Below are 25,060 nucleotides of genomic sequence, written 5' to 3' on the forward strand. Positions count from 1 at the left end.
AATGCCATGTAAAAGAAAATTAAGTCCATTTGAAACTAAGTTAACTACATTATTTCAAGTAATGCCTATGCATGCAAACCCATTAGGCATGTTATTTGGAGGAGTTATAGAAGATTGGATGATACAAGTATCAAACATGGAAGCAACTAGGATAGCTAAGAGACCAACCTTATTAGCTGGTATGGATAGCATATTTTTCATATCTCCCGTATTAGTTGGAGAAAATGCAAACATAACTGCTTGGGTTGATTATATAGGAAATACAAGTATAGATGTTAGCTTATTGGTTGAAGCGGAAAATCCTATACTTAATGAAAAGAGGCTAACTACTTTAGCCCACATGACGTATGTAGCTGTAGGTAAAGATTTAAGGCCTGTAATGCTAGATGCTTGCATTGAAGCAAAAACAAAGGAAGAGGAAGAAATATATCAAGATGCTTTAAAGAGGAGAAAAAACAGGGAAAACAGGATAAAGGATAGAAAAGAAAGGGCTTTAGACTCTTCTCCTCCAAGAGGTCTAGATGATAGGTTTACTATAACGAACTATAAAGTTGTTATGCCAGAAGACGCTATGGCATTAAACACTTTATTTGCTGGCAAGCTTATGAGATTATTGGATGAATCAACTGCTTTAGTTGGAACAAGGTACGCTAGAGGCCCTGTTGTTACAGCATCTGTAGACACAACAGATTTTTATTCTCCAGTAATGGTTGGAGAGACTTTAATCATTTATAGCACATTAACAAACATAGGGAAGAGCAGCATGGAAGTTATTGCAAAAGTGGTTAAAAGAGATGAAATTACTGGAGAAGAAAAACACACAACAACAAGTTATTTCACATTAGTTCATGTAGGACCAACGGGTAGGAGCGAACCAATACCAGAATTTAAAGTTACAGAGGATTGGCAGAAAGAAATTATTGCTGAGTCTGAAAAAAGAAGAAATGAAAGGCTTGAAATGCTATCATCATTCAAATCTAATGCAGAAAAGTTTAGACAGCTCATGCAAAAAATCTAACTCCATAAAACCTCTACACCTAATTTTTCAGCTTCAATTCCTACACTATAACTAAATAAAATATTCTTATCTGCAAATACCTTTATTATTTTATTTTGCCTATTCTTTATAATAAACGCTCTAATAGTATTAACTAGTTCATTTTCAACTTCTTTTGGAATTGGATTAACGTAATGAAATTGAGCCGTTGGATATAGACCACAAATTTCATAAGGTATTAAACCTAAGTAAGGAGCATAGTATATTAAATTCATATTTTTTATATCTTCTTTTTTGCAACCTCTATAAGGTTTCATTATAATTCCGTCTTTTCCTTTTATTTCATATTTTGTTAAAACCCATGATTTATAGTTAATAATTCTTGGATTCCAAGTGTTTTCTATTCCATAAAACTTAAGCCCTCTAGGATTTCCTTTATACTTAGGATTAAATCTATCCATATACTTTATATGTTTGCTTAATGATCTTAAGGCGCTTTGCGCTTCTGGCCTATACCTAGAGATCTCAACTAAAAATTCCCAAAGCCTCCCTTCTCTTATTGCTTGTTTAGTTCTATTTATTGATTTTTTAATTGCATATAAGTTATGTATTGATAAAAGCTTCCTTCTCTCTTTTACATCCATTTCCATTAAATCCTTAGGGGTATATTTAGAACAAACTGGGCAATTGCAAGGAAAATACTCTAAATCCTCTAACTTTTCAGTTCCATAATCCGTTATATATCTATCATCTTTTGCATATAATTCATATGAAGCAGAATCAAATGTATCTACACCCATTGCTATAGCAAATGGAAAAATTAATGGATGACCTCCTCCAAAAAGGTGTAAAGGTTTTTCTGGAGGTAAGTATTTCTTTGCTGTCGCTATCATATCTATTATAAGATTATAACCATACTTTTCAAGAAAAACTGTTGGACTACCAATAGCAAACATCTCAAATGGGAGATTTGATGATTCTCTGGCACTTTTTTCAACTAAATTTAAATATTTTCCTCCTTGTATAGGAAGGACCCAAATAGTTTTATCATCTTTTAATTTAACTGCATCATAAGCATTTTTTAATGTTTCTTCAACACTCTTTTCGGCTTCCTTTAAATCAGTATCTCCTGTTGGCTTATCTAAAATAACAGCAATATCACTTCCAATAGCTTTTTCAAAGTTCATAACTGTTTCCTGGTTGACATCAATACTCCCATATTTTAATACCTGATATGCCCCCGAATCAGTCATTATTACTTTATCAAATCCTAATACCTCATGAATTCCTTCACTAATTACTTTTTCCCCAAATCTCTTATATGATAAATAAGCATTTGTTATAATTTGATTAAATCCCATCTCTTCGATTTCCTTTATTCCAACATCTTGCTTCAAAGGATCTATAACTGGGAAAAATGCAGGAGTTTCTATAATCCCCCTATTTGTTTTTAAAATTCCTATTCTACCAGCTAATTCAAAATCCTTTATAATAAACATTAATTAAAACACCGTTGTTATTGATTAATTCCTTTCGTCCTCAAATATTCTCTAAATATGCTGTATATCTTTTGGGCCAAAGGACCTGAACCTTCAACACCATCTTTAGAAACCTTTATGTTTTTACCAATTTCAACCACATTTATATCATCATAAACTTTTATTAAATGCTTTTCAATATTACCAAACCTAGTTAAAAACTCTGAAAACTCCTTTGCATTAAAAATCTCGCTTTCCCCAATTAAAATCTCGCTTATACTTCCCCCATAAATTATAGAAACAGGCCATAAATTTCCTTCATTATCTTTAGCTGATTCTAGCATAACGCTGTAAGTTGCAGGATCATAACCTGTTAACTTTCCTACATAATATCTACCATTGGTTAGCTTTATTGTAACGCTCCTGTCTAGCAATGAATTTAAACGTGAAACGAATCTCCTTGCTGGCTCTGGCGACGCTGACATTTCTTGCACCTATCTTTTTCTATATTTCTCTAAATATTAGGTTTTTCTATCTAATAGAAAACTTTTAATTCCCTTAATTTTTTTCAAAATTGGTGATAAGTTTGGAGCCTATATTTTCAGCGAAATACAGAGTTTATTGGAGTGAGACGGATGCAGCTATAATGATGCACTTTTCTAATTTCTTTAGAGTATGTGAAAGAACTGAAGAAGACTTCTTTGCATCATTAAATATTTCTCAGAAAGGAGAAGTTGGTAAAAGATTACTAATGCCGAGAGTTCATGCTGAATGTGATTACAAAAACCCATTAAGGCCAGGAGACTTATATAGCGTTAATATAACTGAAATTTTGTTAGGAAAAAGTAGTATAAGGTATACATATGAGATATATAATGAAAGCAGCAATCAATTATCGGCAATATGTAAAATTGTTGCTGTGGTATATGATGAAATAAATAACAAATCAATGGAAATACCTCAAGAATTGAGGAAAAAACTTATTGAGATGGGAGCTAAGGAGCAATAAATAGTTTAATAAAAATAATACTTATATAGTCTTAATTTAATCATATATAAAGATAAGTTCCCATTGTTATGTTTTATTTCTATTCAAACTACTAATAATTCAAAATGAATTTTATTATTAGACAATGATTATTAGTAAATCTAAAACCTGCTTTTTGATAACTAGAAATCTCACATAACTTAAAATAATTTTTAAGCGGTAAAAAATTAGATATTAGATAATTCGATTCTAATTATGACATTATTATAATAGTTCAAGAAACTCTATTGCAGTTGTAAATTATGCTTACATTTATATTCTGATTAACAAGTAAAATCCCACTAGAGGGATCAGGTGAACATATGTAATCTACAATTGTTGTAACACCTTTATTAGTTTGATATTGATAATAAAAATAAAGGTTAGATATATTATAATAATAATAGTAACCTGAAGGAACAAAAATAAATGTAATATTTGTATTGTTAGAAAAATTAATGTAATTTTCATTTGTAGAAGGAGATATATATCCCATATTAATTTTAGTTTGTTCATCAAAAGAAACACTCCAATTATAATTATAATATTTTTTAATTTGGCCTGGATTAAAATTATTAACGTAAATAATATTGAAGCTTACATTAAAGTATTTATTGGTTATTATTTTACTTACTGGTGGAACAACATATATAACACCTGTTCCTCTTAGTGCTGAAATAATTTGCTGTACATTCTCAACAGGTATCGAAGCTATGGCTTTCCCATTAGCAACGCTTACAGAAATACCTATAGGATCACTTTTAACATTGTTTATAATTATTAAAGCCGATGAATTTGGAGCAAGAGAAACTGGTAACGAATTATACGTTGTTATCTTATTATTAGTTCCTTTAACTATTATTTGTAAAGAATTACTACCACCAGAATATGAATCAAAAGTTATATAACTACCATTTTTTAATATAACTGAAATACCTGATATGTAATAGCTATAAGGATATACCATACCTGAAACATTTATATAAATATTGTTATTTGTATAATTATAATAAGCAAATATATCCTTTTCCATTAAGCTTGCCATTTGTTGTACCTGTATAGAATTCTTTTGAGTAGTTAAAACATTTTGATTGTAATTTATAAGACTAAACATAACTCCTGCTATAATAAATGCTGCTATAATAAATATTATAGTTCCAACTATTGCAGACTGAGATTTTTTACGATGGATTTGCCATGGCATATACCTCTCCTCCGCTATATGATACCGTAACTAATGAAGTCACTGATTTAACGTTTGTACATTTGATAACAGCAACTGCGTCTGGAGGTATGTAATGAGATAAACTATATGAAGTTTTATTAAATAAAATGGAACAGGTATTGATCAATGTGCTATTAATATAAACACTATTAATCTGGGCCCCCATGGGACCACTATTAAATATAAAGTATAAGTTTCCATTACTTATATAGGAACCCATGGGGACAATGTATTGCTGTAATGCAAGCTGGGCTTGATTATTATTGCTATTGGTTAAGCTAACGAATCCTCCAGCAGCAGATGATAAATAAACTATCAATGTAAATCCAACAGCCAAAGTTATTAGTATCATCATTATTTCTGCAACTATATTGCTAACAGACCTTTTATTTCTCAATGTCTGACCCGATATTTTTTATTTTTATTTAAAGTTTATTAACGTATAACCTAATTCAAATCACAACTTGTGATGCTAAACTTAAAGCAACTATCATAGTGAATGTGCCTATTAATATTAAATAAATGAAGTATTCGCTTGTTCTTGGTGCAAAGTCTGATATAACCTTCGCTATAATATAACCTGATGTAGCAGAAACTATTAAAAGTGAATAGAAAAATATTCCTAAAATACCTGGTATATTTATGGTTGCTGTCATAACTCCTGTTAATCCAAATGTTGCATTTTTCTTCAATACCTCAAGCATAACTATGGTCATACCTACTGCGAAGCCATAAACAGCTATGCCTAAAATTATTACTGAAGAATACGATTGCAATCTGTTTTTCAAATAAAATTCCATCCTTTGAAGCTCTGCAGCATACCTGCTTGTGACATTTAAAATATCACTAGCTCTACCTCCACTTCTCGCAGTTGTTAATATAGACGTTAGCAATAACCTTACATCTCTTGGTGAAGAAGAAAAGATTTTCAAAAAAGATCCTTCAAGATCACCTGTCATTTTATACAGAGAGCCAAAAGCAGCTAAATAATCTTTTAAAGGTGGCTCAACCAGCTCTACAGAAGCTAGTATAGCTTGGGAAACTGAAGGTAATGAAGCAGCTACGCTTGGATAAATTTCTAAAAATGATCTTGCCTGCCTTTTTAACTCTAGCATATAATTGCTATACTTCCTTGAATATATTGCATATGGTAACAATAAAAAAACAAAAAATAAATCCACATATATTATTGTTATCATGGTAGATGGAACAGGTATATTAGAAAAACTTGTAAACACAGGGAATTGAGTTGGAAATAATTTTTTAAATATATAATAGAAAATAAACAAAGATAAAATTCCAGATACGGGAATAAAAATTAAATATCTTAAAGGTCTTGGGGGGCCAACAGTTCTCATCTTCCTCACCTAAAGCTTTAATTTTGATGTTTGATTATCAGCTAGAACAGCTGTTATCAGAGACACTATAGGTATTAGTATAAATATAACTAATATAATTAATGATGTAAAGCTTATCGTGCTAACCGGATAAACAGTAAATAACATTCCCATGACTCCTATTAAGACCGGACCCACAATACCAACAACTAAAAAAGATTCCAATAGAGTTCCAATAGACGAGGATATTCTTTCAACCAAAGAATAATAATAATTCAGATATGAAGATATAGAATCTTGAGCTATTTGAACCAAATCAGCTCCAGCAACAGCTCCTCTTGCAAGGGATTGAGCCAAAAGCTTAAGGCTTGGGGAAGGGGTTATTTTAGATAACCCTTCTAATATTTTAGCAGGATCTTCATTTAGGGTTACATATGTCTTTATATAGTTCATTTCTACGTTAAATTCTTTTAATTCATCAGAATATTTATTAACAAATGTTAAAAGAGCTTGAGAAAGACCTTCTCCACCTGCAAGCAAAGAAGTTAGAGTTGAGGCAAATATATGAAACTTTGCCTCTAAGTCATCTTTTCTTGATGAGTATTTGAAAGATGGAATTAAAATACTTAAGCCAAGAGATAATAAATAACCTAAAACAACTGCTAGAATTGAAATTATTATAATTTTTTCAATGCCATATTTTCCCGATAGGCCTGAATAAATATAAACAACTTCCCATAATAATGTAGGTAAAAAAAGAAAAATTAAGGTAACTTCTCTTTTACAATAATTATAAAATCCTTTACTTATTCCGGAACCCAAAATCATGTAATCTATCTCAGGGCTTAGTTTTTTTATGAGATTGCATGGTTTTAAATTATAAAATAAATTATAGAAAAAATGGTTCAAATTTATTAAAATTTTGTAAAAAATATTTTTATATGATTTAATCTTAATCACCCCTTATATCTATGTTAAATTCCCCTGTTTCTGCTTTAGCCTTATTATATAAATCTTTAGGATTTCTTCTATATAATCTAAGAACCTCATTTAGCATAGCATTATCAGCATTTTTATTCATAAGCCAATTTAATATTGTTGCTCTCCTTTTTAAATCATTAAATGCTTCCTCATAGCTTATTAAATTGAGAGAAGCAACTGATTTTAACAAATAGCTTTCCTTCCCTTTCATATACCAAGAATTTTTATATCTATCCCATAATATTTTTTCTTTTAACAACACACTATTAGTTTCAACATCATATCCCCAAGACTCATCTATTCTCATAACTTTTCTAAATACATTGCCTCCTTCTTCTATTCTCAAAATATTAACAAACAGCCTGGCCGCCGATATAAGGCTAGCAGGCACGTTCATTGGAGGTGAAACAAGCCTCTTGATTAAAACATCAGCAGACTCTGCGTGAACTGTTGTTAAACCTCCATGACCAGTTGCTAATGCTTGGAAAAATGCATATGCCTCTCTAGATCTTATTTCTCCAACTATTATAACATCAGGTCTCTGCCTCAATGCAGCCTCTATTTGGGACTGCATTGTTACATTTTCAACTCTTGGATCCGTTGATAATCTAGTCATCATTGCGCTCCAGTTTTCATGAAATGGTAAATAAACTTCAGGAGTATCTTCTACAGTTACTATTTTATATTCGGTTGGCAAAAGAGTTGTAGATGCATTTAATAGAGTTGTTTTACCGCTTCCAGTAGGACCATAAAATATTATTCCTTGTTTGTTCTCTACAGAAAGCCAAATAAATGCTGCAACAAGTGGATCTAAAGTCTTAGACCTCATAAGTTCTATTAATGTAAATGGTTCTGCCCTAAACTTCCTTATAGTAAAGCTATGTCCTCTTCTAGATACTGTATCCAAAACAATGTTTACCCTATACCCTTCAGGCTTTAATAGGCCTTCTATTATTGGGGTAGCAATAGAAGGCTCCCTGCTACTTCTAACCCCTAGCTTAGCTATAATAGAATCAAGCTCTTCTTGGGTATTAAAGACAACGTTCGTAGTAAGCCATTCGTATTTTGTGTGATAAACAAATACTGGTATGTGAAGACCGTTGCATGATATGTCTTCTATATATGGATCTCTTATTAGCGGCTCAATCTTTCCATAGCCTATTAAATCTCTTGAAACATAATAAGAAGAAACAAGAGCAATATCATCTATTCTTTTTTGCAGCTCCTTAAATTTTCCATCTCTTCTTATATGAAAACCTTTTATTAATTTTTTAGATGCTAAATTTTTTGCTATTGGAATTAAAATATCTATACCCTCTTCCAAAATCTTTTTTTCTGCTAGTTTTTTAGATAAATCTATATCTTTTGACACTATATCCATTAATTCTTTATAAACTTTTATGGAAATATCATCTAATATCGGTTCTTTTATATCGTAAAGCCTTCTTTTTTCCTGATCTTCATAAATCCTTATAAATACTTTGGGGTAGCCTATAACACCATATTCTTCTAACACATTAATTTTTTTGCTTTCTTCTTTGTTGTTTATTTCCAAAGAGGCTACCCCACTTTCTCTATATTTTATATCTATAAAGTAAAGCTTTAAAATATTTAAAGCTCATATAAATTAAAAGTTTATAAAACTAATTTAAAGGTTACTTTATAATTTAACATTTAAAAATTCTAATTTTATTTAACTACAAATCATTTTATATTTTAAAATATAAAATTATTTAGAAATATATGCTTTTGCTTAATAATTTTATATGAGTTAATTAAATGGTGGAATAATGCAAAGGAGAATTTTTAAGATAATTAAAGGAAGATATGCTATTGATGGTGCTGGAGTTAAGCTATATAGAGTCTTTGGTTCTCAATATACAGCTCCTTTAACAGATCCATTTCTTCTATTAGATTTCTTTGGTTCTAATAAAATAGAAGATTATATAGCAGGATTTCCCTGGCATCCTCATAGAGGTATTGAAACTATAACTTATCTAATTAATGGAAAAGTAGAGCATGAAGATAGTGAAGGGAATAAAGGAGTCTTATATCCTAATGATATACAATGGATGACAGCTGGTAGTGGAATTTTCCACCAGGAAATGCCAAAACCATTAGAATATAAGGATCAATTAGACAAAAAATTTTCCTTAACTGAAGTTAAAGGATTTCAGTTATGGATAAACTTACCAAGCCATTTAAAGATGTCAATGCCTTTATACAGAAATATTAAAGGAAATAGATCTCCAACAGTTGAAATAGATAAAGGCAAAGTAAAGGTAGTTTCTGGGATTTATAATGGAGTTCAGGGCCCGGTAAATGCCAACAATTATGTAGATCCGTCGTATTTTGATGTTAAACTAGAGGAAGAGGGAGAATTTGAATACAAAACTAAGAGAGGATACAACGTATTAGCTTTGGTTTTGGAAGGAAAGGGTATTTTTGAACCCAATGGAAATATTATAAAACCGGGAGAGCTTGCTATTTTCAGCGATGGTGATTTCTTAAAAGTTTATTCAGAAAACGGTATAAGGTTTATCTTGCTTTCCGGCAGGCCTCTAAAAGAGCAAATAGCATGGTATGGACCTATAGTTATGAACACATGGGATCAGATAAATGAAGCATTGTTAGATTTAAGAAACGGTAATTTTATCAAAAACAAGGCCCAAGAAATTGATTAGCTGTTTAATATTTAAACAATTTCAATAGCTAAAGCTGATGCCCCTCCTAATCCATGACAAATTGATGCAACCCCTCTTTTTCCTCCATGCTTCTTAAGCACATTAATTAATTCCAAAGTAATTCTGGCACCGCTCATTCCTAATGGATGACCTATAGCTATTGCACCTCCATGAACGTTAAGCTTTTCATATGGAATACCTAATTCTTTATTCAATATAAAGCTGTTTACAGCAAATGCTTCATTATTTTCAAAATAATCAACATCTTTAATACTCCATCCTATAGAGTCTAACAATTTACTTATTGCCCCTACGGGCGCTGCTGGGAACTTCCACGTTTCAACTCCATGAAAGGCGAAACCAACAATCTTAGCTATTGGCTTCAATCCCATTTCCTTAACTTTTTCCTCGCTTGCTATTAATAAAGATGCTGCACCATCACTTATTTGACTGCTACTGCCTGCAGTATGAAATCCTCCACTAAATGCTGGCTTTAATTTTCTCAATTTATCAATGCTCGTATCCCTTCTTATCCCCTCATCTTGATCTAAAATTATTTTTCCATTTTGTTCAAAAGGTATAACGAAGTCTTTCATTAAGCCTGAGTCCCATGCTTTTGCGGCTCTCATATGAGACTCATATGATATTTTATCTAAAGAATCCCTGTCAGCATTATACTCCTTTGCTGTCATATCAGCTTCTTCTCCCATAATTTTGTTTTGAAATACGTCCCATAATCCATCATAAACCATAGCATCCAATAAATTCATTTGACTTCCAATCAAATGCTTTACTCCCCACCTTATGTTTTGCCCCAATAAGAATGGAGAATAACTCATTGATTCCATACCTCCAGCTGCAATTAAATTAAACGAACCTGCCTGAATATAATTGGCAGCAGTTATTATCGCATTCATACCGCTTGCGCAAACCATATCAACAGTCATAGAGTCTATATATTCAGGAACACCAGACTTTAAGGCAACCTGTCTTGCTGTATCCATACCAGTTCCTGCCCTAATAACATGACCATAAATAAGCATGTCTAAATCTTTTGGAGAAATACCTACTCTGTTTATTAATGAAGTCAAAGTATATGCTGCTAAATCAGCTGGATGAAAATCCTTTAGGCTTCCACCAAATTTTCCTACTGGTGTTCTTAGGCCGTCTACAATATATACATTTCCTTTAATTTTAGGCACTTTTTTCACCATATTAATTATTTTAATTAGACTTTAAAACACTTGCAAAATGACCTATTAATAAAATCCTATACAATTCTTTAAAATTTATTTCTTTACACTTTTTAAAGAGCATAGGTGAAAAATGTGGTCAAACTATGGGGGGCAGTTTTAGGAGGGTATCCAAGATCAATACATGCGAGACATGAAATGAGAGACCTAGAAAAAGGAGAATCAACTTATCTAAGCCATGAAATAAATATAGCTTTAATTTCAAGTGCTGTCATAGGCTCCCAAGTTGCATCTGGTTTGAGGTATGTAACTGATGGAATGCTTGACTTTCACGATATTTTTAGACCATTCCTTGAGTCATGGAGGAACGTCTCTATAACAGGCCTTTTAAGGTATTTTGACAACAATTTCTTTTATAGAATACCCGTATTTACTGCAGAGCCAGATATAGAGAGCTTTGTTTGGCCCCAAAGAATAAGGGCATATAGTAAAGTAGCTTATCCCTCTTTAATTAAAGCAGTTATTCCAGGACCTTTGAGTTTGGTATTAATGGGTAAAAACCAAAGCGGTTTGTCTAAAGAAGACTTAGCATATAGCATCTCATCGATATTAGCTATGGAGGCTGAAAAGGCTGAAAAAGCTGGAGCAGGTATGATACAAATAGATGAACCCATATTATCAGATAATGAAATAACTAAAGAAGATGCTGATTTAGCTAAAGACCTTATTTCAAATATAGCTAAGAGAGTTAATATACCAACTACTTTATCTGTTTATTTTGATATACCTAAAAAGGAAGTTTATGAAAAGTTAATAGATACAAAAGTTAAATATATAAGCATTGACGCTATGGATTCCCCTTCTAGGTTTTTAGATTTAATTAAAAGCCAAGGATTTTCGGATAAAAAACCTATTTTAGGTTTAATAGATGCTAGAAGAATTCACGACGATGACTACAATAAAATAAAAGAGATTTTAATAAATATAACAAAAATAGAAAATGAAGAAATAGGGGTTACGACTACAACATGGTTTGATGTGGTTCCTTATAATTTTGCTATAAGGAAAACGTATTTATTGGGATCTTATTTAGAAAAGATAGCTAGCGAATTAAATGCAGAATTTATAAATCCTATAAAGGAGGTTGAAAAGCAATGAGCTATGAAGTCCCGAAAAAGTTTCCTACAACAGTTGTTGGAAGTTATCCAAAGCTAGGTGAGGCAAGCGAAATAATAAAGAAAAGGGACAGAAATGAGATTAGCGAGGAAGAATTCCATGAAAAGATAAGGGGTTCAATTAATGAAGTAGTAAAGGATTACCTAGATGCAGGAATTGATATAATAAGTGATGGCGAACAATCAAGAGAAGACATGGTAGTCTATTTTGCCCAAAGACTTAAGGGTTATAATGAAGGAGATTGGGTTAGAATATTTGATAATGTTTACTTTAGGAAGCCTATTATAGTTAACAAACTTGAAAGAGTTAGAGAAATGATAATAACAGATTGGTTATATACAAATAAAATAAGCAACGGCAGGCCTGTTAAAGCAATAATAACTGGTCCATACACTATGCTTGAATGGAGTTTTGATCTGTTTTACGGAGATAGAAAAGAAATCATAATGGATTTTGCAAAAATAATAAGAGAAGAGCTAATGGAGGCAATAAGAAATGGGGCCAAATATGTGCAAGTTGATGAACCTGCATTATCAACAAGACCTTGGAAAGAAGAGGCAGACCTATTAAAGGAAGCTTTAGATTACATATTTAAAGGAATGGACGCAAAGAGGATTGTACATATATGCTATGGAAGGCTTGAAAGGCTACTACCTTATATACTAGATTATCCGGTAGACCAATTTGATCTAGAATTTAAGAACAGCGATTTCAGACTATTGCCCTATTTAAAAGAATATGGATATAATAAAGAACTTGGCTATGGTGTAGTCGACGTACATACTCTGCAAATAGAGAGCGTTAATGAAATCAAGGAAGCTATAGATAAACTTATGAAATTAGGCATTCTAGGGCCAGAAAAAGTCTATATAGACCCTGATTGTGGCTTAAAGCTTTTACCAAGGGAGATAGCTAAAGGAAAGCTAATAAACATGGTTAATGCCACGAAAATTGCAAGGAAAGAATATTAGAGGGTTAAGTTTTGCCTAGTTGGGTCGGAAAGCTACCTTCAGATATATTAAAAGAAATAGTATTAGATAATGTAAATTCATTCAAAAAAGCCTCAACTTTAATAGGAGCAGAAATAGGAGAAGATTCTGCTATAATAGACCTAGGATTTTGCACCTTATCAATACACTCCGACCCAATTACTGAAGCAAGATATCATGCAGGTTCTCTAGCAATTGATGTAGTCACAAATGATTTAGCAGTAACAGGGGTTAGACCTAAATGGCTTATACTTGATATATTAATGCCCGAAAATTCATTATATTCTTCTTTAAACAGCATCATAGAAGGGGCTGTAAAAGAAGCTAAAAAATTAAATGTAGAAATTGTAGGGGGTCATACTGAATCTACTCCAGGCCTAATTTCTCCAATAATTATTGGAACAGCTATAGGCTGTTCTTGTAAAGAATGCTATATACCAACAAGGAATGCAAAAGAAGGAGATCTAATATTTCAAATAAACCCAGCTGGTCTAGAGGGAAGTGCAATCATTGCAACGGATTTTAGAGAACACGCATTATTATCAGGAGTTCCATCAGATATACTAGAAAATGCTTCAGAATTCATAAATAGAATAAGCATAATGAATCAGGCTTTAGAACTTTCAGATAAAAGACTTGTAAATAGCATGCATGACCCTACTGAAGGAGGTATGTTAGGGGGTCTATATGAAATAGCATATTCATCTGGCCATGATATAGAAATTGATCAAAAGAAAATTTTTGCTGAAGAGGAAACTAAAATTATATCAGAGAAATTAAAAATTGACTACACTAAATTAATAAGCAGTGGATCAATATTAGCAACCATACCTTTAAATAAAAAAGAAGAAGCGGAAAAAACACTAACCAATATAAATACAAGGTATTCGATAATTGGAAGGGTTTTAAATCCAAGTGACAATCCAAAAGTTATAGTAAAAAACTCTAATAAAATAACTTTTATAGATTCTCCACCACAAGATGAAATATCAAGGCTCTGGGCTAGCAAAAATGAATGAAGATAATAAAGAATTTATAATAATATCAGGCACTCCTGGAACAGGGAAAAGTAGCATAGGGAAAATTCTTTCTGAAGAAATCAATTGCAAATATATAGAGGTTTCCGAATTTGCAATAAAGAAAGGGTTAGTCGTGCCTGATGAAACAGGAAGGAATACTTATGTAATAAAGGAAGAAGAGTTAAAAGAAGAAATACTTAAAGAAAGCAATGGATTAACTATTCTTATTACTCATTACCCAGACGTTTTTCTTGATGATGATAGATTTTATTTTAATACAGCATTTGTATTATTACTAAGAACAAATCCATTAATTTTAATGAAAAGACTAGAAAATAAAGGTTGGAATCATAAAAAAATTTCTGAAAATGTTTTAGCTGAAGCATTTAATACTATTGCTGAGGATATTTATGATTATAATGATATGATTATTGAAATTGATACTACAAACATAAAGCCAGAGGATTCATTAGGCATTATCTTTGATAAAATTACTTCTCTCGATTTTGGAATCAAAATTAATTGGCTTATTGATGAAAGTCTTGTTAATTTTATTTCTTCTCTCGTTGATCGGATCAACCTTAATTATAATGGGGTTGGGGATTGAAGAAGATTGTAATAAAGCCTCACCAATTTCAAATTTGTCGAGTTGGCTATTTAATTCATGATTTAAACTCATAGTCATGTATATTACTTCCTTATCTTTTGCACTTCTCAATGCATGTATAATCTTTGTGTTCGCATTAAGCAAGACACTATTAGGTATTAATGAGGGTGATTGCGTTGATATAACAATACTTAAACCATATTTTCTTGATTGAGCCATCATTTGTTCTATTAAACTACCTCCCTCGCTATCAAAATAGTTTTGAGCCTCATCTATAATTATTAACAATTTCTTATCGTTCCTTTTTCTTTTAAGATATATCATTGCTAAAAAGAGTAATGCATATGATTTCCTTGCATTTAAACTATCTATTTCGTCTAATTTTAAAATATTTATCCCTTTATTTAAGCTAAGATTTTGTTTTATATTGCTTTTCCTCACAACATTTTTTAGTATTTCTATTTTTCTTAGAAGACCCCTTTTTACATCCCTATCCCACCTAGCTTCTTCACTATACCTTTCTATTTTTTCTATTAAGTCCCCAATAGACAATGGATTTTCATCTTGGATTACTTTCATTAAAAGGTATTGCTGAGGTTCCGTTAATCCTAAACCACTGCTTAAAGAATCTATTAATATATCACGCCTCTCATTAAATTCATCGATTTTAAATGGATCTATATTAAATTCCATAGGATAAATAATGTTTGCGCTCTCCATCATATCTGAAAACTCTCCAGTCCAATCCATTATTAAAACATCAAAAATGCTTGATGCCCTATAAGCAAGAGTAGCGGCTGTTGTTGATTTACCTGTTCCTGTTGAGCCAAATATTGCTATATGGGATTCTATATCATTTTCGTTCAAATAGACATCCTTATTATATGCATTATCAAATGTTTTTCCTATATAAATTCCTTCACTTAGTGAGATTCCCTTATCTGTAGGAGCTATTAATATTTCTCCTTTACCAATTGGGCTTATATTATCAATTGCTTTTATTAAACCCCCTTTTTCTTCATCCTTGATTTCTTTAATCCTTACATTTTTAAATGAGGTTGAAATCAAAGTTTTAAACACTTCTCTTTCAATTTCTACATCATTCTTGTTCTTAGAACCTATAGCCACAAAGGTTCTTGTATATCCTCCTGATGATATTGAAATAGATCCATATTTTACTGCATTGCTTTTAGACCTATCCTTTATTATGCTAGAAATAACCTTACCTGTTTCTTCTTTTTCTTCTTTACTACCATTTATCTCTAATTCTATAGCATCATAACTTCCCCTCACTTTTTTTATATTTTTAATTTTGTTAAACCTTATAATTAAAGGTATTGCTATTAAAATGGGTAGAAAATACATTATATAATTATAATAATAAAATTCTATTTTAAATTCCCATATAACAATTAATATTGCCGCTAAACCTATTAAAGGTCTAAAATATCTAGGTACTCTATCTAATATCATAGTCTCCCTCTTCTATCTAAAAAATATAAAGGAGAGAGGTGGGTGGAGAAAACTAATATATGTTAAAGCTAAAAAGAACTAACTTTAATAAAATATCTTGAGTGAAAATTATGGAAATAAGCGGCTGCAAGTCATATTATAACAACTTGCTTGAGGGCTTAAACATACCTATAGTGTTTGAATGCGGAGGGTCAATAAAAATAAAAGATTTTAACAATATAAAAAGTATAGCTTTAGAATCAATTAAAGAACTAAATGAATTGTTCGGTTATAATTTTAAACTTGGGAGCTATATTGAAAAAGAGTTTATAGGAAGAAGCTTTAATCTACATAAATTTAAAATAAATGAATTTGACGGAATATTGAGGATTGTAGAAAGAAACGGGTATTTTTTAAACACAAGTGGAGTAATGTTTTCTTCAATATTAAGCAAATTAGATGAAAATATAAAAAATGAACTAGTTAAAGGAAAGGTTTTAGAAAAAGGGGAAAAGATGGAGCCGATTTTTTTAGATAAAAACTGTTCTACTTTTGAAAAACCTATAGGTCAAAAAGAAATACCAAAATTTGTTATTTATGTTGCTGAAGAAGAAATACCAAAAATCGAACTAAATAAATATAGGCTAAGCATAAAAGGAGATGTTGTTAAAGAAGTTGAACTAACATATAGCCAATTAGAAGAGCTTTCAAGAGATATTGGAGAAAAGGACTTCCATTGTGTTACAGGTTGGAGCGTTAAGGGAAAAAGATGGAAAGGAATTAACTTATTAGACTTAATAAATTTATCAGGATTAAAGAGCGAATCAAAGTGGATTATTGCTATAAGTATGTCTGGCTATTCATCAACAATACCTATTGAAAAAGATATATTGGAAAACACTTATGTTGTTATAGAAATGGATGGGAACAAATTAAATCCAGAAGCAGGTTTTCCAGCAAGGATTTATTCTCCAGACCTTTTCGGATGGAAAGGATCAAAATGGCTATCTTCTCTTTACATATCGGAAAGATACATAGATGGTTACTGGGAAGCACTATCGTACCATGAGAGAGGGAAGGTTTTACCTAATGAAAGATTTAAAATAAGAAACCCTGATGTAAAGGATCTTTGTTAAAATTGTTAACCGGGGGGTTAACAATAATTTTGCAAAGTCTAATAATTCTTTTATACAGCAAAAATCATCAATAAAGATATTTTATTAATTTCTAAAATCTTCTGCTAGCAAAAATCATATTCTTAAAACTAAGAATCCATTATCGCAAGATGGATATACAAGGGCATTTTGCTTAAGTATTTCGGCAAGTTCGTAAGGATACCTTAAAAATACCTTTGCTATATTTAAAGATTTTTCAGGATCTTCTACGCAGCAAAAAACTACACCTGATGATACAGCATTGAATTTCTGCATAAAATCTTTATCAATAAAGTCTTTCATCTCAATAACTAAGCTAATTCTTTTTGATAACTTTTTTAACACATTTATTAGATCAGCATTATTTAACATCTCCATGTTTAATTTTATTAATAAATCCTTTTCACCTCTTAATTCATTACTTAAATTATTTAAGAAATTTATGCTATGATATAAATCTTTGTCGCTCAAATCTATACAATTTGATTCTTTGCAACTTGGTTTTTCACTAATCCCTATTTCAATAAAATTTTTCAATTTAACAGGGTTGTATTTACCATATATCCATAAAATAAAAGGCCTTTCAAGCTTTATTTTTGCTTTTCCTTCAGCGCATGCAAGATCTCTATTACCTATAGATGACATTAATATTTTATTGCTCAATTCTAAACCATTGCAATCTCTAATATAAATAGGCCTTTCAACCAAATACCATGAAATAATAAAGAAACCTATTGGCCCTAAAGAGGATAATATGCCTAATAAGGAAGATCTAAAAAATTTTTGTTCTGTAGAAGATAAAAAACTGCTTATTAAAGAGATTAAAAAATATGCTAAAAGAAACCTATAATTGAAATAATTAACTATTAATATTAAAGATAATGCAACTGCTGTTATAGCTAAAGGTATTGGATTTTCAAATTTTCCTAGAAAAATTTTGTTCTTAGATTTTATAAAAAAGTAAAATATAAATGAAGAAAAAATTCCAAATATAGAATATAATATCAAAAAACTATCCGAAATAGAATTTGATATAAATAGTAAAGGTATCGTTGATGATGCTATGCCTGTTAAATAATTTTTGCTTAAAAGAGTTGATATAATTGAAAATATGGCTATTAATATAGGTAATAAGGTTAAATACATAATGAAATTTACATTAAAAAACGAGAAACTATTTGATAAATTTAAAAATTTTAACAAGAGGATATATATAGCTAACATTACAACTCCTATGATTATGCTATATTTATTACAACCCTTAATCGTTTTTTGCACCATTTAATTTTAACTTGAAAATTTATTTAAATATTTCCACGAAATCAAATTAAAAAATTTTATATATAGTCCCAAACCCCTTTACCTTTATAATTGTAAACTATCGATTTCATAGCAGTTACCTGCTCAATGCTATACCCAATACCCTCTCTTCCTATACCAGAATCTTTCCTACCTCCAAATGGGTAGTAATTAATTCCATGCTTTGGCATATCATTTATATATATAGCTCCAACTTCAAGTAATCTAACTAATTTTCTTATTTTATTAACATCATTACCAAAAATTGATGCATCTAAGCCGTATCTCCTATCGTTTGAAAGCTCTATTGCCTGATTTAAATCACTAAACTTTGTTATTATTGCTATAGATGAAAATATTTCTTCTTTATATGCAACTAACTCTTTAACTTTATCTCTATCACATTCTATTAATGCTGGTTCAATAAAAGTATCGTTTATTCTCTTACCTCCAAATAATATTTTACACCCTTTAGCTATAGCGTCCTTCACTCCTTCTTCCCATTGATCTGCACTCGATTTATCAATTAAGGGTCCCATATCAACGCCTTTATCTCTTGGATCTCCTACCTTTACCTTAGAGAGCTCATTAACAATTTCATTTTTAAGCTGTTCATAAATTTTATCTTCAGCTAATATTAATTTAATAGAATCGCATCTTTGTCCACTATAACTTGTTATAGCCAATGAAATCCTTTTCGCAGCCCAACTTATGTCTGCATCTCCCAATACAATAGCAGGATCTCCACCTCCAAGTTCCATTATAAATTGTTTAATTCCAGCCTCTTTCATTACCTCTATACCAGTCTCAGTACTGCCCGTTAAGTTAATTATACCTATTTTGCTATTAGAAACAACTTTAGACATATGTTTCCCAGGCAAAGTAATTAAAGCTATGCTTTCTTTTGGAAGCCCTGCTTCTATCGCCATCTTTAATAAAAATAGAGAAGGAATCGGATCTGAACTTGGAGGCTTTAAAATTATTGCATTCCCTGGTAATATTGTATAAGTTATCTTATTAGCACTATCAAACAAAGGGTAGTTGAAAGGAATTATTATAAGAGATATACCGTATGGCTCTCTTCTAATTAGGGCCTCTGTTTCTAATGCTTCTGAGCTCCAATCTCCTGGTATTAGATCTCCAACAATTTTCCTAAGATCCAATGGGGACTTTCTTAGCCTTTCTATAGTAGCTAGAACTTCTCCTTTAGCTGAATTATATGTTTTGCCCGCATTTATTACTAGTGAATCTATTACAACGTCTTGGTGTTTTTCTAAAATATCAGCAATCTTTTCAATTATTTTTAATCTAACGTCTCCTGGCATATCTCTAATTTTCCACTTACCTTTTGAATACATGTTTTCTATTGCCTTTTCCACTTCACTTAATTCAGGCCTCGATATATAGGCTATTACATTGTTATCTATTGGTGAAACTATTTTGCTTCTATCATTGCTTTTCTTCCACTCTCCATTAAGGAAATATTTAAATACAGGAATTCCTTCTTCTACGTCATATATGTCATTAAAGAATGGATCATCTAAGCTGAGCTTCGTCTTTTCCACTATATTAAGCTGATTCATTTTATTCCCCTTTATATAGTATCTAATAACATTATTAAGCTCTAATATATTGATCCAAAATATATTAAATACAGAGCTTTAATTACAAATTTAAATAAAAAATATATTAACTTAAATTAACAATCCATTATGGGGATGAATTTGTTATCAAAAAATCCACTGGATCCTTTTGTTAAAGTAGAAGGCGATAGAGTTGCAGAAATTGTTAGGCTAGGTGCTATAGCTGAACTTGATGCTATAAACCTATACATGCAGCTTGCCAGTTATACTAATGATGAATCTGTTAAGAAGGTTTTAGTTGATATAGCTAATGAAGAAAAAACGCATCTAGGCGAATTCCTTGAATTGCTTAAAAGACTTGATCCTAAGCAAGCAATAGAGCTTGAAAAAGGAGGTAAGGAAGTTTCTTCTCTTTTAGAAAATTCTGAGCAAAAAAATTCTAAAGACAATAAGGCTCTAGATCCATTAGGCCCACTTAATGATACTGAAGTTAATGAAATTAAGTCTGCAATAAATGAAACTTTATTAAAAAATGCAAAGCTTAGATCATTTATAAACTCATTAACCCTTGGTGATGGTACATTAGCAGTACCATCTGAAAAGCTTTTGGAAGGAGAAATAATTAAATCTTCTTCCGATATAATTCCTTTGCAAAAACTGAGCACATATTTTAGCATAGAACAAGAAATTCTCGATTACTATAGGAGAATGTTATCTAAACCTCCTATTTCTTCTGTAATTTGGGCATCCACATTATTAGCAAAACAAGAAGATACTTTAATATTTAATACTCTATCTTCTCAAGCTAAAGTTAAAATCCAAGGTAACTGGTCATCTCCAGGATCTTTTACCGCTCTAATATCAAAAGCCATAAACAATATTGCATCAAAATCTCAATTAAGCCTAGTTATTTCACCTTCTGATAAAGCATATTTATCATCTGTGGTCGATCCTTCAGGAATTGATGAGCTAACAAGGGTTAGCAAGGTAGTAGATAAAATAGTAGTTTCTGAAGGTGTTAAATATGGAGAAGCTTTGCTTATACCTTCCAACCCAGGAATAGCAGATATAGTTTTTGGAGCAAGCAATAAACTTGATTATATAGGACTACAAGGCTCGTCCCATATATTTGAAATTTGGGAAACCTTATCTATTAGAGTAAAAATGTCCGAATCCATAGCATTAATAAGCAAACAAGATTAATTATTGTTAACCGGGGGGTTAACAAAAATTACATATAAATATTAGAAGGTCCTTCTTTTTGAGTCTCGGATTGAAGCATCTTTACTATCTTATCAATTTCTTCTCTTTGCTTAACAGCTAGTTGTTCAAGTTCTGGAACAGCAGCTTCCATTTTTAGCAAGCTCTTTAATATTGCCTTCACTCCAACAAAAGCTGCATCGTAATCTACACCTTCGACTATTGAATATGGTAAAATCATGGCCGTTGGTATTTTCAATTTTTCCAAATAAATGTAAAACAAAGCAAGAGGACCCACAACGCCTAGACCTTTTTCCATTTTAGGGGCTTCTAAGGAAGGTCCATTATAAGAAGTATTGCTAATCCACCTATATCCGTAAGTTTCATTTTCATTCATAAACTCCCTGCTAAGCCCTCCAACCAATACAGCATATTTAAATCCCATTTGCTTGATCCAACTTGAAATTTTTTCACTAAACGCATTTTGATCTATTATTTCAGGAACAGCCCTGTTCATTAAAACTGTTATATTGTTGTTTTGGTATATTTCAAAAGGAAGTCCTATACCATCGTCTTCAACTAAAATAACCGAAGGCATTCTTTCAGTCATAATATATCCTACTTTTTTCATTTGTAAAGCAACTGATAGATATTTTGGTACAGTATACCCTACTCTTCCAAATCCAGGAAAGCCAGTTATTATTACGTTATCTCTAAAAACATCTTCTCCTACATTTAAAATTATTTCAACTTTTCTGCCCATTTTTTAACACCTTTCTTATTCTAACAGCTTCTCCTTTTCCTATAGACTTCATCATAAACCCAGGCACCCTAGCCTTTCCTATACCTACTATTTCCCCCTTATTATTTATTATCACAACTTCATCTCCAGGCTTTATTGATGGATCAGCATCTATTACATCTATTCCCATAACATCTCCTAAATAATTTACCCCTTCTTTTACAACTACTCTATATTTAGGATATTCTGAGTTTTCCAATACTATTTTTCCTGATTCTATATCTAATGTAAAACCAAAATCAGTAGGCCGTAAAGTCATTATTCTTTTTTCCTCTAAATAAACATACCTTATCTTACCTAATCTCATGGAAATCTTTAAGGGCTTTTTTATAAAAGCATCTGCAACTCTAGAATCAAATTGATAAGATAATATTGCTTTAATAGTTTCTAATTGGGATTCGCTTGGCTCAACTATTTTCATCATTTCTCCACCATATTAAACAAAACCCTTTTTATCTCTTCTTCTTTGACGGCTCCTTCTCTTAAGATTTTTAGATTACCATTTATAATACTTACAACTGTGCTAGATAAACCTATCCTAGCCTGTCCTCCATCAATATAAAGATCAACTCTGTCCTTTAGCATGTTATAAGCTTCTTCTACATTTATTGGAGATTTCATATGAGATATGTTAGCGCTTGTTCCAATTATAGCTCCTCCTACTTCTCTTGCAAGAGCCCTACAGAAATAACAATTCGGTAGCCTAACTCCTAAACTACCCCAAATAGATAAATGCGAAGGTGCTGTATCAGATAGGTTTTCAACTATAGTTAAGCTTCCTGGCCAAAATGCTTTAGCTAGCTTCCAAAACATCTCACTTGGCTTAACTAATGAAATTGCATCATGACTTTCCCCTAAAAGTATAGGTAATGGTTTACCTTCTTCCCTACCTTTTACTTCATATACTCTTCTCATAGCTTTTTCGTTAAACGGATCCGCAGTTAAACCATAAACAGTATCTGTTGGTATAACTACTACTCCTCCATTTTTTATAACTTCAGCAACTTCTTTTATAACTTCTTTACTAGGGCAATCAATATCTACCTTAATAACTTTCATTTTGCTTCCCTATTTTTTCTTAAAGTTAATCTTTTTATACCTTTTTGATGATTAATTTTATGGTGATGACGATGTCAATAAAGGAGCTTAAAGGAAAAGACATGCTATGTCTTAAAGAATTTACACCTGAGCAAGTTAAGTATTTGATTGAATTAGGATTAGACCTAAAACGTAGATATCATGCTGGAGAAAGAATTTTAAATACTTTAAACGGAAAAAGCATTGCAATGATATTTGAAAAACCTTCTACAAGGACTAGAGTTAGCTTAGAAGTAGCTGCGTATCAATTGGGAGCTCAGCCAATAACATTAGGATGGAATGAGTTACAATTAGGAAGAGGAGAACCAATAAAAGATACAGCTAGAGTTCTTTCAAGGTTTGTTAATGGTATAACAGCTAGAGTAAAAAATCACAACGATTTGATTGAATTAGCCAATTATGCAGATATACCAGTAATAAACGCTTTAAGCGATCTGTCACATCCAATGCAAGTTATAGCTGATTATATGACTGTATATGAAAAGAAAGGGAAGTTTAAGGGATTAAAGCTTGCTTTTATCGGGGATGGAAGTGATAATATGGTTCATAGCCTAATGATAGCTGCTTCTCAACTAGGCATTGACTTTTATCTTGGTTCTCCAAAAGATTTAAAGCCGAATAATGAAATATTTAAAGCTGCAAAAAGCTTTGCAGAAATTAGTGGTTCTAATATAGTTATTACTGAAGATCCTTTAGAGGCTGCAGATAAAGCAGATGTTGTTTATACAGACGTTTTTGTTAGCATGGGCCAAGAAGATATAGCCGAAGCAAAGAAAAAGCTATTAAAACCTTATCAAGTTAATGTAAAACTTATGGAAAGAGCCAACAATAATGCTATATTTTTACATTGCCTACCGGCTCATAGAGGAGAAGAAGTTACAGATGATGTTATAGAAGGTCCATGGTCAGCAGTATGGGATGAGGCTGAAAATAGATTACATAGCGAAAAAGCAATACTAACTTCTCTCATACCATAAAACATGATTCAACGTTCCTTGCATCTATTTCTATTGGATCTAACGGAACAACTTTTAAGTGATTCCTTATTGATTTCAGGAGTAGGTTTTTATTTTTAATAGTTAAATAAAAGATGCTATCATAAACGCTTATTAAAGGTATTTTCATCATATTTTCTTCAAGTTCATATATAAAGTAAAAACCCGTTATATTATTACCAGCCCTTCTAATTAAATTATTATAATGCTCTTCTTTATAAGTTTCAGCATCAGAAACCAAATCTATATAAGTTCCAAGACCTTCAACAATTACTATATCAGGTTTTTCGTATCTTTCTATATTTTCAGCTATTAATTCAAGATCTATTATAGATTTGGATGAAGGATTTAAATTCCTTATACTTAAATTATTAATTAATTCATTATAGCTTCTAGGATAATATTCAAGACATTTTGCTATTCTATCCCTTATAGTTTTTTCACCATGAAAATAACTTCTATAAACAATCTTATACCCCTTTGCCAGTAGGGTCGGTATCATTAACGATGATATAAAAGGTAAAGGATCTACGCTCGGATTAGTTACAAATATATTTTGAGTTCCTGGAACAAAGGGTATCTTATTTGTACCAATTTTTATCTCTACATATTCTTTTGTAGGACTTATACCAGAAGGTATAACACTTAAATTTGGAGGAACTCTAAAAGAAATTATATCTGGAGAACCTATTATAAATGGTACCTCTCCTACGCTTATTTCATTCCCCCTCATTTTTCTTATTTCCATAAGCCTTATCAATTTC

The 25,060-nt window shown here is 31.2% G+C and carries 23 protein-coding genes and 2 pseudogenes; 10 read left to right on the forward strand and 15 right to left on the reverse strand.

The window, feature by feature from the left end:
• Window position 1 precedes the first annotated feature (1 nt).
• The gene (locus ACP5GV_RS02350; protein ID WP_292319467.1) at window positions 2–1,018 is read left to right on the forward strand and encodes an acyl-CoA thioesterase; all 1,017 of its coding nucleotides are present in this window, start codon (window positions 2–4) and stop codon (window positions 1,016–1,018) included.
• Here ACP5GV_RS02350 and tgtA read toward each other — a convergent pair.
• Together tgtA and ACP5GV_RS02360 are read right to left on the reverse strand one after the other, a co-directional pair.
• A complete protein-coding gene (tgtA, locus tag ACP5GV_RS02355) occupies window positions 1,015–2,496 on the reverse strand; it encodes a tRNA guanosine(15) transglycosylase TgtA (RefSeq protein WP_428102033.1) in 1,482 nt (493 codons plus the stop codon). The genes ACP5GV_RS02350 and tgtA overlap by 4 nt on opposite strands.
• Before the next feature lie 17 nt (window positions 2,497–2,513).
• Window positions 2,514–2,960: an Lsm family RNA-binding protein gene (locus ACP5GV_RS02360; protein WP_292319465.1), complete on the reverse strand. Its 447-nt coding sequence runs from the start codon at window positions 2,958–2,960 to the stop codon at window positions 2,514–2,516.
• 92 nt (window positions 2,961–3,052) lie between these two features.
• Between ACP5GV_RS02360 and ACP5GV_RS02365 the strand changes: the two genes are divergently transcribed.
• The gene (locus tag ACP5GV_RS02365; RefSeq protein WP_428069535.1) at window positions 3,053–3,484 is read left to right on the forward strand and encodes an acyl-CoA thioesterase; all 432 of its coding nucleotides are present in this window, start codon (window positions 3,053–3,055) and stop codon (window positions 3,482–3,484) included.
• Between the two features lie 253 nt (window positions 3,485–3,737).
• Here the strand turns inward: ACP5GV_RS02365 and ACP5GV_RS02370 are convergent, their stop codons facing one another.
• The 5 genes from ACP5GV_RS02370 to ACP5GV_RS02390 form a co-directional block, all read right to left on the reverse strand.
• A complete protein-coding gene (locus ACP5GV_RS02370) occupies window positions 3,738–4,706 on the reverse strand; it encodes a hypothetical protein (RefSeq protein WP_428102036.1) in 969 nt (322 codons plus the stop codon).
• The gene (locus ACP5GV_RS02375; RefSeq protein WP_292319462.1) at window positions 4,684–5,124 is read right to left on the reverse strand and encodes a hypothetical protein; all 441 of its coding nucleotides are present in this window, start codon (window positions 5,122–5,124) and stop codon (window positions 4,684–4,686) included. The genes ACP5GV_RS02370 and ACP5GV_RS02375 overlap by 23 nt, the downstream gene beginning before the upstream one ends.
• A gap of 55 nt (window positions 5,125–5,179) precedes the next feature.
• Complete coding sequence (locus tag ACP5GV_RS02380) at window positions 5,180–6,085, reverse strand: type II secretion system F family protein (protein WP_428102038.1); 906 nt, start codon at window positions 6,083–6,085, stop codon at window positions 5,180–5,182.
• A gap of 9 nt (window positions 6,086–6,094) precedes the next feature.
• Entirely contained in the window at window positions 6,095–6,892 is a 798-nt protein-coding gene (locus tag ACP5GV_RS02385; protein WP_428069505.1) for a pilus assembly protein TadB, read from the reverse strand.
• 124 nt (window positions 6,893–7,016) lie between these two features.
• Complete coding sequence (locus tag ACP5GV_RS02390) at window positions 7,017–8,600, reverse strand: type II/IV secretion system ATPase subunit (RefSeq protein ID WP_428102040.1); 1,584 nt, start codon at window positions 8,598–8,600, stop codon at window positions 7,017–7,019.
• A 235-nt stretch (window positions 8,601–8,835) separates the two neighbouring features.
• Here ACP5GV_RS02390 and ACP5GV_RS02395 point away from each other — a divergent pair, with 235 nt between their 5' ends.
• Window positions 8,836–9,729 (forward strand): pirin family protein, encoded by an 894-nt coding sequence (locus ACP5GV_RS02395; RefSeq protein ID WP_428102042.1) that lies wholly within the window; start codon window positions 8,836–8,838, stop codon window positions 9,727–9,729.
• Window positions 9,730–9,740: 11 nt separating this feature from the next.
• Here the strand turns inward: ACP5GV_RS02395 and ACP5GV_RS02400 are convergent, their stop codons facing one another.
• A complete protein-coding gene (locus ACP5GV_RS02400; protein ID WP_428069510.1) occupies window positions 9,741–10,931 on the reverse strand; it encodes a thiolase family protein in 1,191 nt (396 codons plus the stop codon).
• A gap of 126 nt (window positions 10,932–11,057) precedes the next feature.
• Here ACP5GV_RS02400 and ACP5GV_RS02405 point away from each other — a divergent pair, with 126 nt between their 5' ends.
• From ACP5GV_RS02405 to ACP5GV_RS02420, 4 genes are read left to right on the forward strand one after another with little or no spacing between them, the layout of a single operon-like run.
• Window positions 11,058–12,080 (forward strand): methylcobalamin--homocysteine methyltransferase, encoded by a 1,023-nt coding sequence (locus ACP5GV_RS02405; RefSeq protein WP_428069512.1) that lies wholly within the window; start codon window positions 11,058–11,060, stop codon window positions 12,078–12,080.
• Window positions 12,077–13,069: a methionine synthase gene (locus tag ACP5GV_RS02410; RefSeq protein ID WP_428069514.1), complete on the forward strand. Its 993-nt coding sequence runs from the start codon at window positions 12,077–12,079 to the stop codon at window positions 13,067–13,069. Before ACP5GV_RS02405 ends, ACP5GV_RS02410 begins: the two co-directional genes overlap by 4 nt.
• An 11-nt stretch (window positions 13,070–13,080) precedes the next feature.
• Window positions 13,081–14,106 (forward strand): AIR synthase related protein, encoded by a 1,026-nt coding sequence (locus ACP5GV_RS02415; RefSeq protein WP_428069516.1) that lies wholly within the window; start codon window positions 13,081–13,083, stop codon window positions 14,104–14,106.
• Window positions 14,069–14,713, forward strand: a complete 645-nt coding sequence (locus ACP5GV_RS02420; protein WP_428069518.1) for an adenylate kinase family protein — start codon at window positions 14,069–14,071, stop codon at window positions 14,711–14,713. The genes ACP5GV_RS02415 and ACP5GV_RS02420 overlap by 38 nt, the downstream gene beginning before the upstream one ends.
• 21 nt (window positions 14,714–14,734) lie before the next feature.
• Here the strand turns inward: ACP5GV_RS02420 and ACP5GV_RS02425 are convergent.
• Window positions 14,735–16,186 (reverse strand): annotated as a pseudogene (locus ACP5GV_RS02425) (ATP-binding protein); the annotation flags it as partial.
• A gap of 110 nt (window positions 16,187–16,296) precedes the next feature.
• On the opposite strand from ACP5GV_RS02425, the gene ACP5GV_RS02430 reads away from it, so the two are divergent.
• Entirely contained in the window at window positions 16,297–17,301 is a 1,005-nt protein-coding gene (locus ACP5GV_RS02430; protein WP_428069520.1) for a molybdopterin-dependent oxidoreductase, read from the forward strand.
• Window positions 17,302–17,415: 114 nt separating this feature from the next.
• Here ACP5GV_RS02430 and ACP5GV_RS02435 read toward each other — a convergent pair whose 3' ends face one another.
• Together ACP5GV_RS02435 and gapN are read right to left on the reverse strand one after the other, a co-directional pair.
• Entirely contained in the window at window positions 17,416–18,465 is a 1,050-nt protein-coding gene (locus tag ACP5GV_RS02435; protein ID WP_428102045.1) for a hypothetical protein, read from the reverse strand.
• A 191-nt stretch (window positions 18,466–18,656) separates the two neighbouring features.
• Window positions 18,657–20,183: an NADP-dependent glyceraldehyde-3-phosphate dehydrogenase gene (gene gapN, locus ACP5GV_RS02440; RefSeq protein ID WP_428102053.1), complete on the reverse strand. Its 1,527-nt coding sequence runs from the start codon at window positions 20,181–20,183 to the stop codon at window positions 18,657–18,659.
• A gap of 159 nt (window positions 20,184–20,342) precedes the next feature.
• Here gapN and ACP5GV_RS02445 point away from each other — a divergent pair, with 159 nt between their 5' ends.
• Window positions 20,343–21,404, forward strand: coding sequence for an encapsulin (locus ACP5GV_RS02445; RefSeq protein WP_428069523.1), 1,062 nt, complete (start codon window positions 20,343–20,345; stop codon window positions 21,402–21,404).
• Between the two features lie 28 nt (window positions 21,405–21,432).
• On the opposite strand, the gene ACP5GV_RS02450 is transcribed toward ACP5GV_RS02445, so the two are convergent.
• Genes ACP5GV_RS02450 through ACP5GV_RS02460 form a run of 3 tightly spaced genes read right to left on the reverse strand, consistent with a single transcriptional unit; the run spans window position 21,433 to window position 23,262 of the window.
• Window positions 21,433–22,164, reverse strand: a complete 732-nt coding sequence (locus ACP5GV_RS02450) for a proteasome assembly chaperone family protein (protein ID WP_428069525.1) — start codon at window positions 22,162–22,164, stop codon at window positions 21,433–21,435.
• A complete protein-coding gene (locus ACP5GV_RS02455; RefSeq protein ID WP_428069527.1) occupies window positions 22,148–22,627 on the reverse strand; it encodes a PUA domain-containing protein in 480 nt (159 codons plus the stop codon). The genes ACP5GV_RS02450 and ACP5GV_RS02455 overlap by 17 nt, the downstream gene beginning before the upstream one ends.
• Window positions 22,624–23,262, reverse strand: a complete 639-nt coding sequence (locus ACP5GV_RS02460; protein WP_428069529.1) for an L-threonylcarbamoyladenylate synthase — start codon at window positions 23,260–23,262, stop codon at window positions 22,624–22,626. The genes ACP5GV_RS02455 and ACP5GV_RS02460 overlap by 4 nt, the downstream gene beginning before the upstream one ends.
• A gap of 71 nt (window positions 23,263–23,333) precedes the next feature.
• Here ACP5GV_RS02460 and argF point away from each other — a divergent pair, with 71 nt between their 5' ends.
• Window positions 23,334–24,278 carry an ornithine carbamoyltransferase gene (argF, locus tag ACP5GV_RS02465; protein ID WP_428069531.1) on the forward strand — a complete coding sequence of 315 codons (945 nt, stop codon included), beginning with the start codon at window positions 23,334–23,336 and terminating at the stop codon, window positions 24,276–24,278.
• On the opposite strand, the pseudogene ACP5GV_RS02470 reads toward argF, so the two are convergent.
• Window positions 24,268–25,060: pseudogene (locus ACP5GV_RS02470) on the reverse strand (RAD55 family ATPase); the annotation flags it as partial. The gene argF and the pseudogene ACP5GV_RS02470 sit on opposite strands and share 11 nt — an antisense overlap.

This window comes from Caldisphaera sp., from assembly GCF_049974385.1.
Lineage (GTDB): Archaea > Thermoproteota > Thermoprotei_A > Sulfolobales > Acidilobaceae > Caldisphaera.

Coding starts and splice junctions, on each gene's coding strand:
- ACP5GV_RS02350 (WP_292319467.1), top strand. CDS start 2: ATGCCATGTAAAAGAAAATTAAGTCCATTTGAAACTAAGTTAACTACA.
- tgtA (WP_428102033.1), bottom strand. CDS start 2,496: ATGTTTATTATAAAGGATTTTGAATTAGCTGGTAGAATAGGAATTTTA.
- ACP5GV_RS02360 (WP_292319465.1), bottom strand. CDS start 2,960: ATGTCAGCGTCGCCAGAGCCAGCAAGGAGATTCGTTTCACGTTTAAAT.
- ACP5GV_RS02370 (WP_428102036.1), bottom strand. CDS start 4,706: ATGCCATGGCAAATCCATCGTAAAAAATCTCAGTCTGCAATAGTTGGA.
- ACP5GV_RS02380 (WP_428102038.1), bottom strand. CDS start 6,085: ATGAGAACTGTTGGCCCCCCAAGACCTTTAAGATATTTAATTTTTATT.
- ACP5GV_RS02385 (WP_428069505.1), bottom strand. CDS start 6,892: ATGATTTTGGGTTCCGGAATAAGTAAAGGATTTTATAATTATTGTAAA.
- ACP5GV_RS02395 (WP_428102042.1), top strand. CDS start 8,836: ATGCAAAGGAGAATTTTTAAGATAATTAAAGGAAGATATGCTATTGAT.
- ACP5GV_RS02410 (WP_428069514.1), top strand. CDS start 12,077: ATGAGCTATGAAGTCCCGAAAAAGTTTCCTACAACAGTTGTTGGAAGT.
- ACP5GV_RS02420 (WP_428069518.1), top strand. CDS start 14,069: ATGAAATATCAAGGCTCTGGGCTAGCAAAAATGAATGAAGATAATAAA.
- ACP5GV_RS02430 (WP_428069520.1), top strand. CDS start 16,297: ATGGAAATAAGCGGCTGCAAGTCATATTATAACAACTTGCTTGAGGGC.
- ACP5GV_RS02435 (WP_428102045.1), bottom strand. CDS start 18,465: ATGTATTTAACCTTATTACCTATATTAATAGCCATATTTTCAATTATA.
- ACP5GV_RS02450 (WP_428069525.1), bottom strand. CDS start 22,164: ATGGGCAGAAAAGTTGAAATAATTTTAAATGTAGGAGAAGATGTTTTT.
- ACP5GV_RS02455 (WP_428069527.1), bottom strand. CDS start 22,627: ATGATGAAAATAGTTGAGCCAAGCGAATCCCAATTAGAAACTATTAAA.
- ACP5GV_RS02460 (WP_428069529.1), bottom strand. CDS start 23,262: ATGAAAGTTATTAAGGTAGATATTGATTGCCCTAGTAAAGAAGTTATA.
- argF (WP_428069531.1), top strand. CDS start 23,334: ATGTCAATAAAGGAGCTTAAAGGAAAAGACATGCTATGTCTTAAAGAA.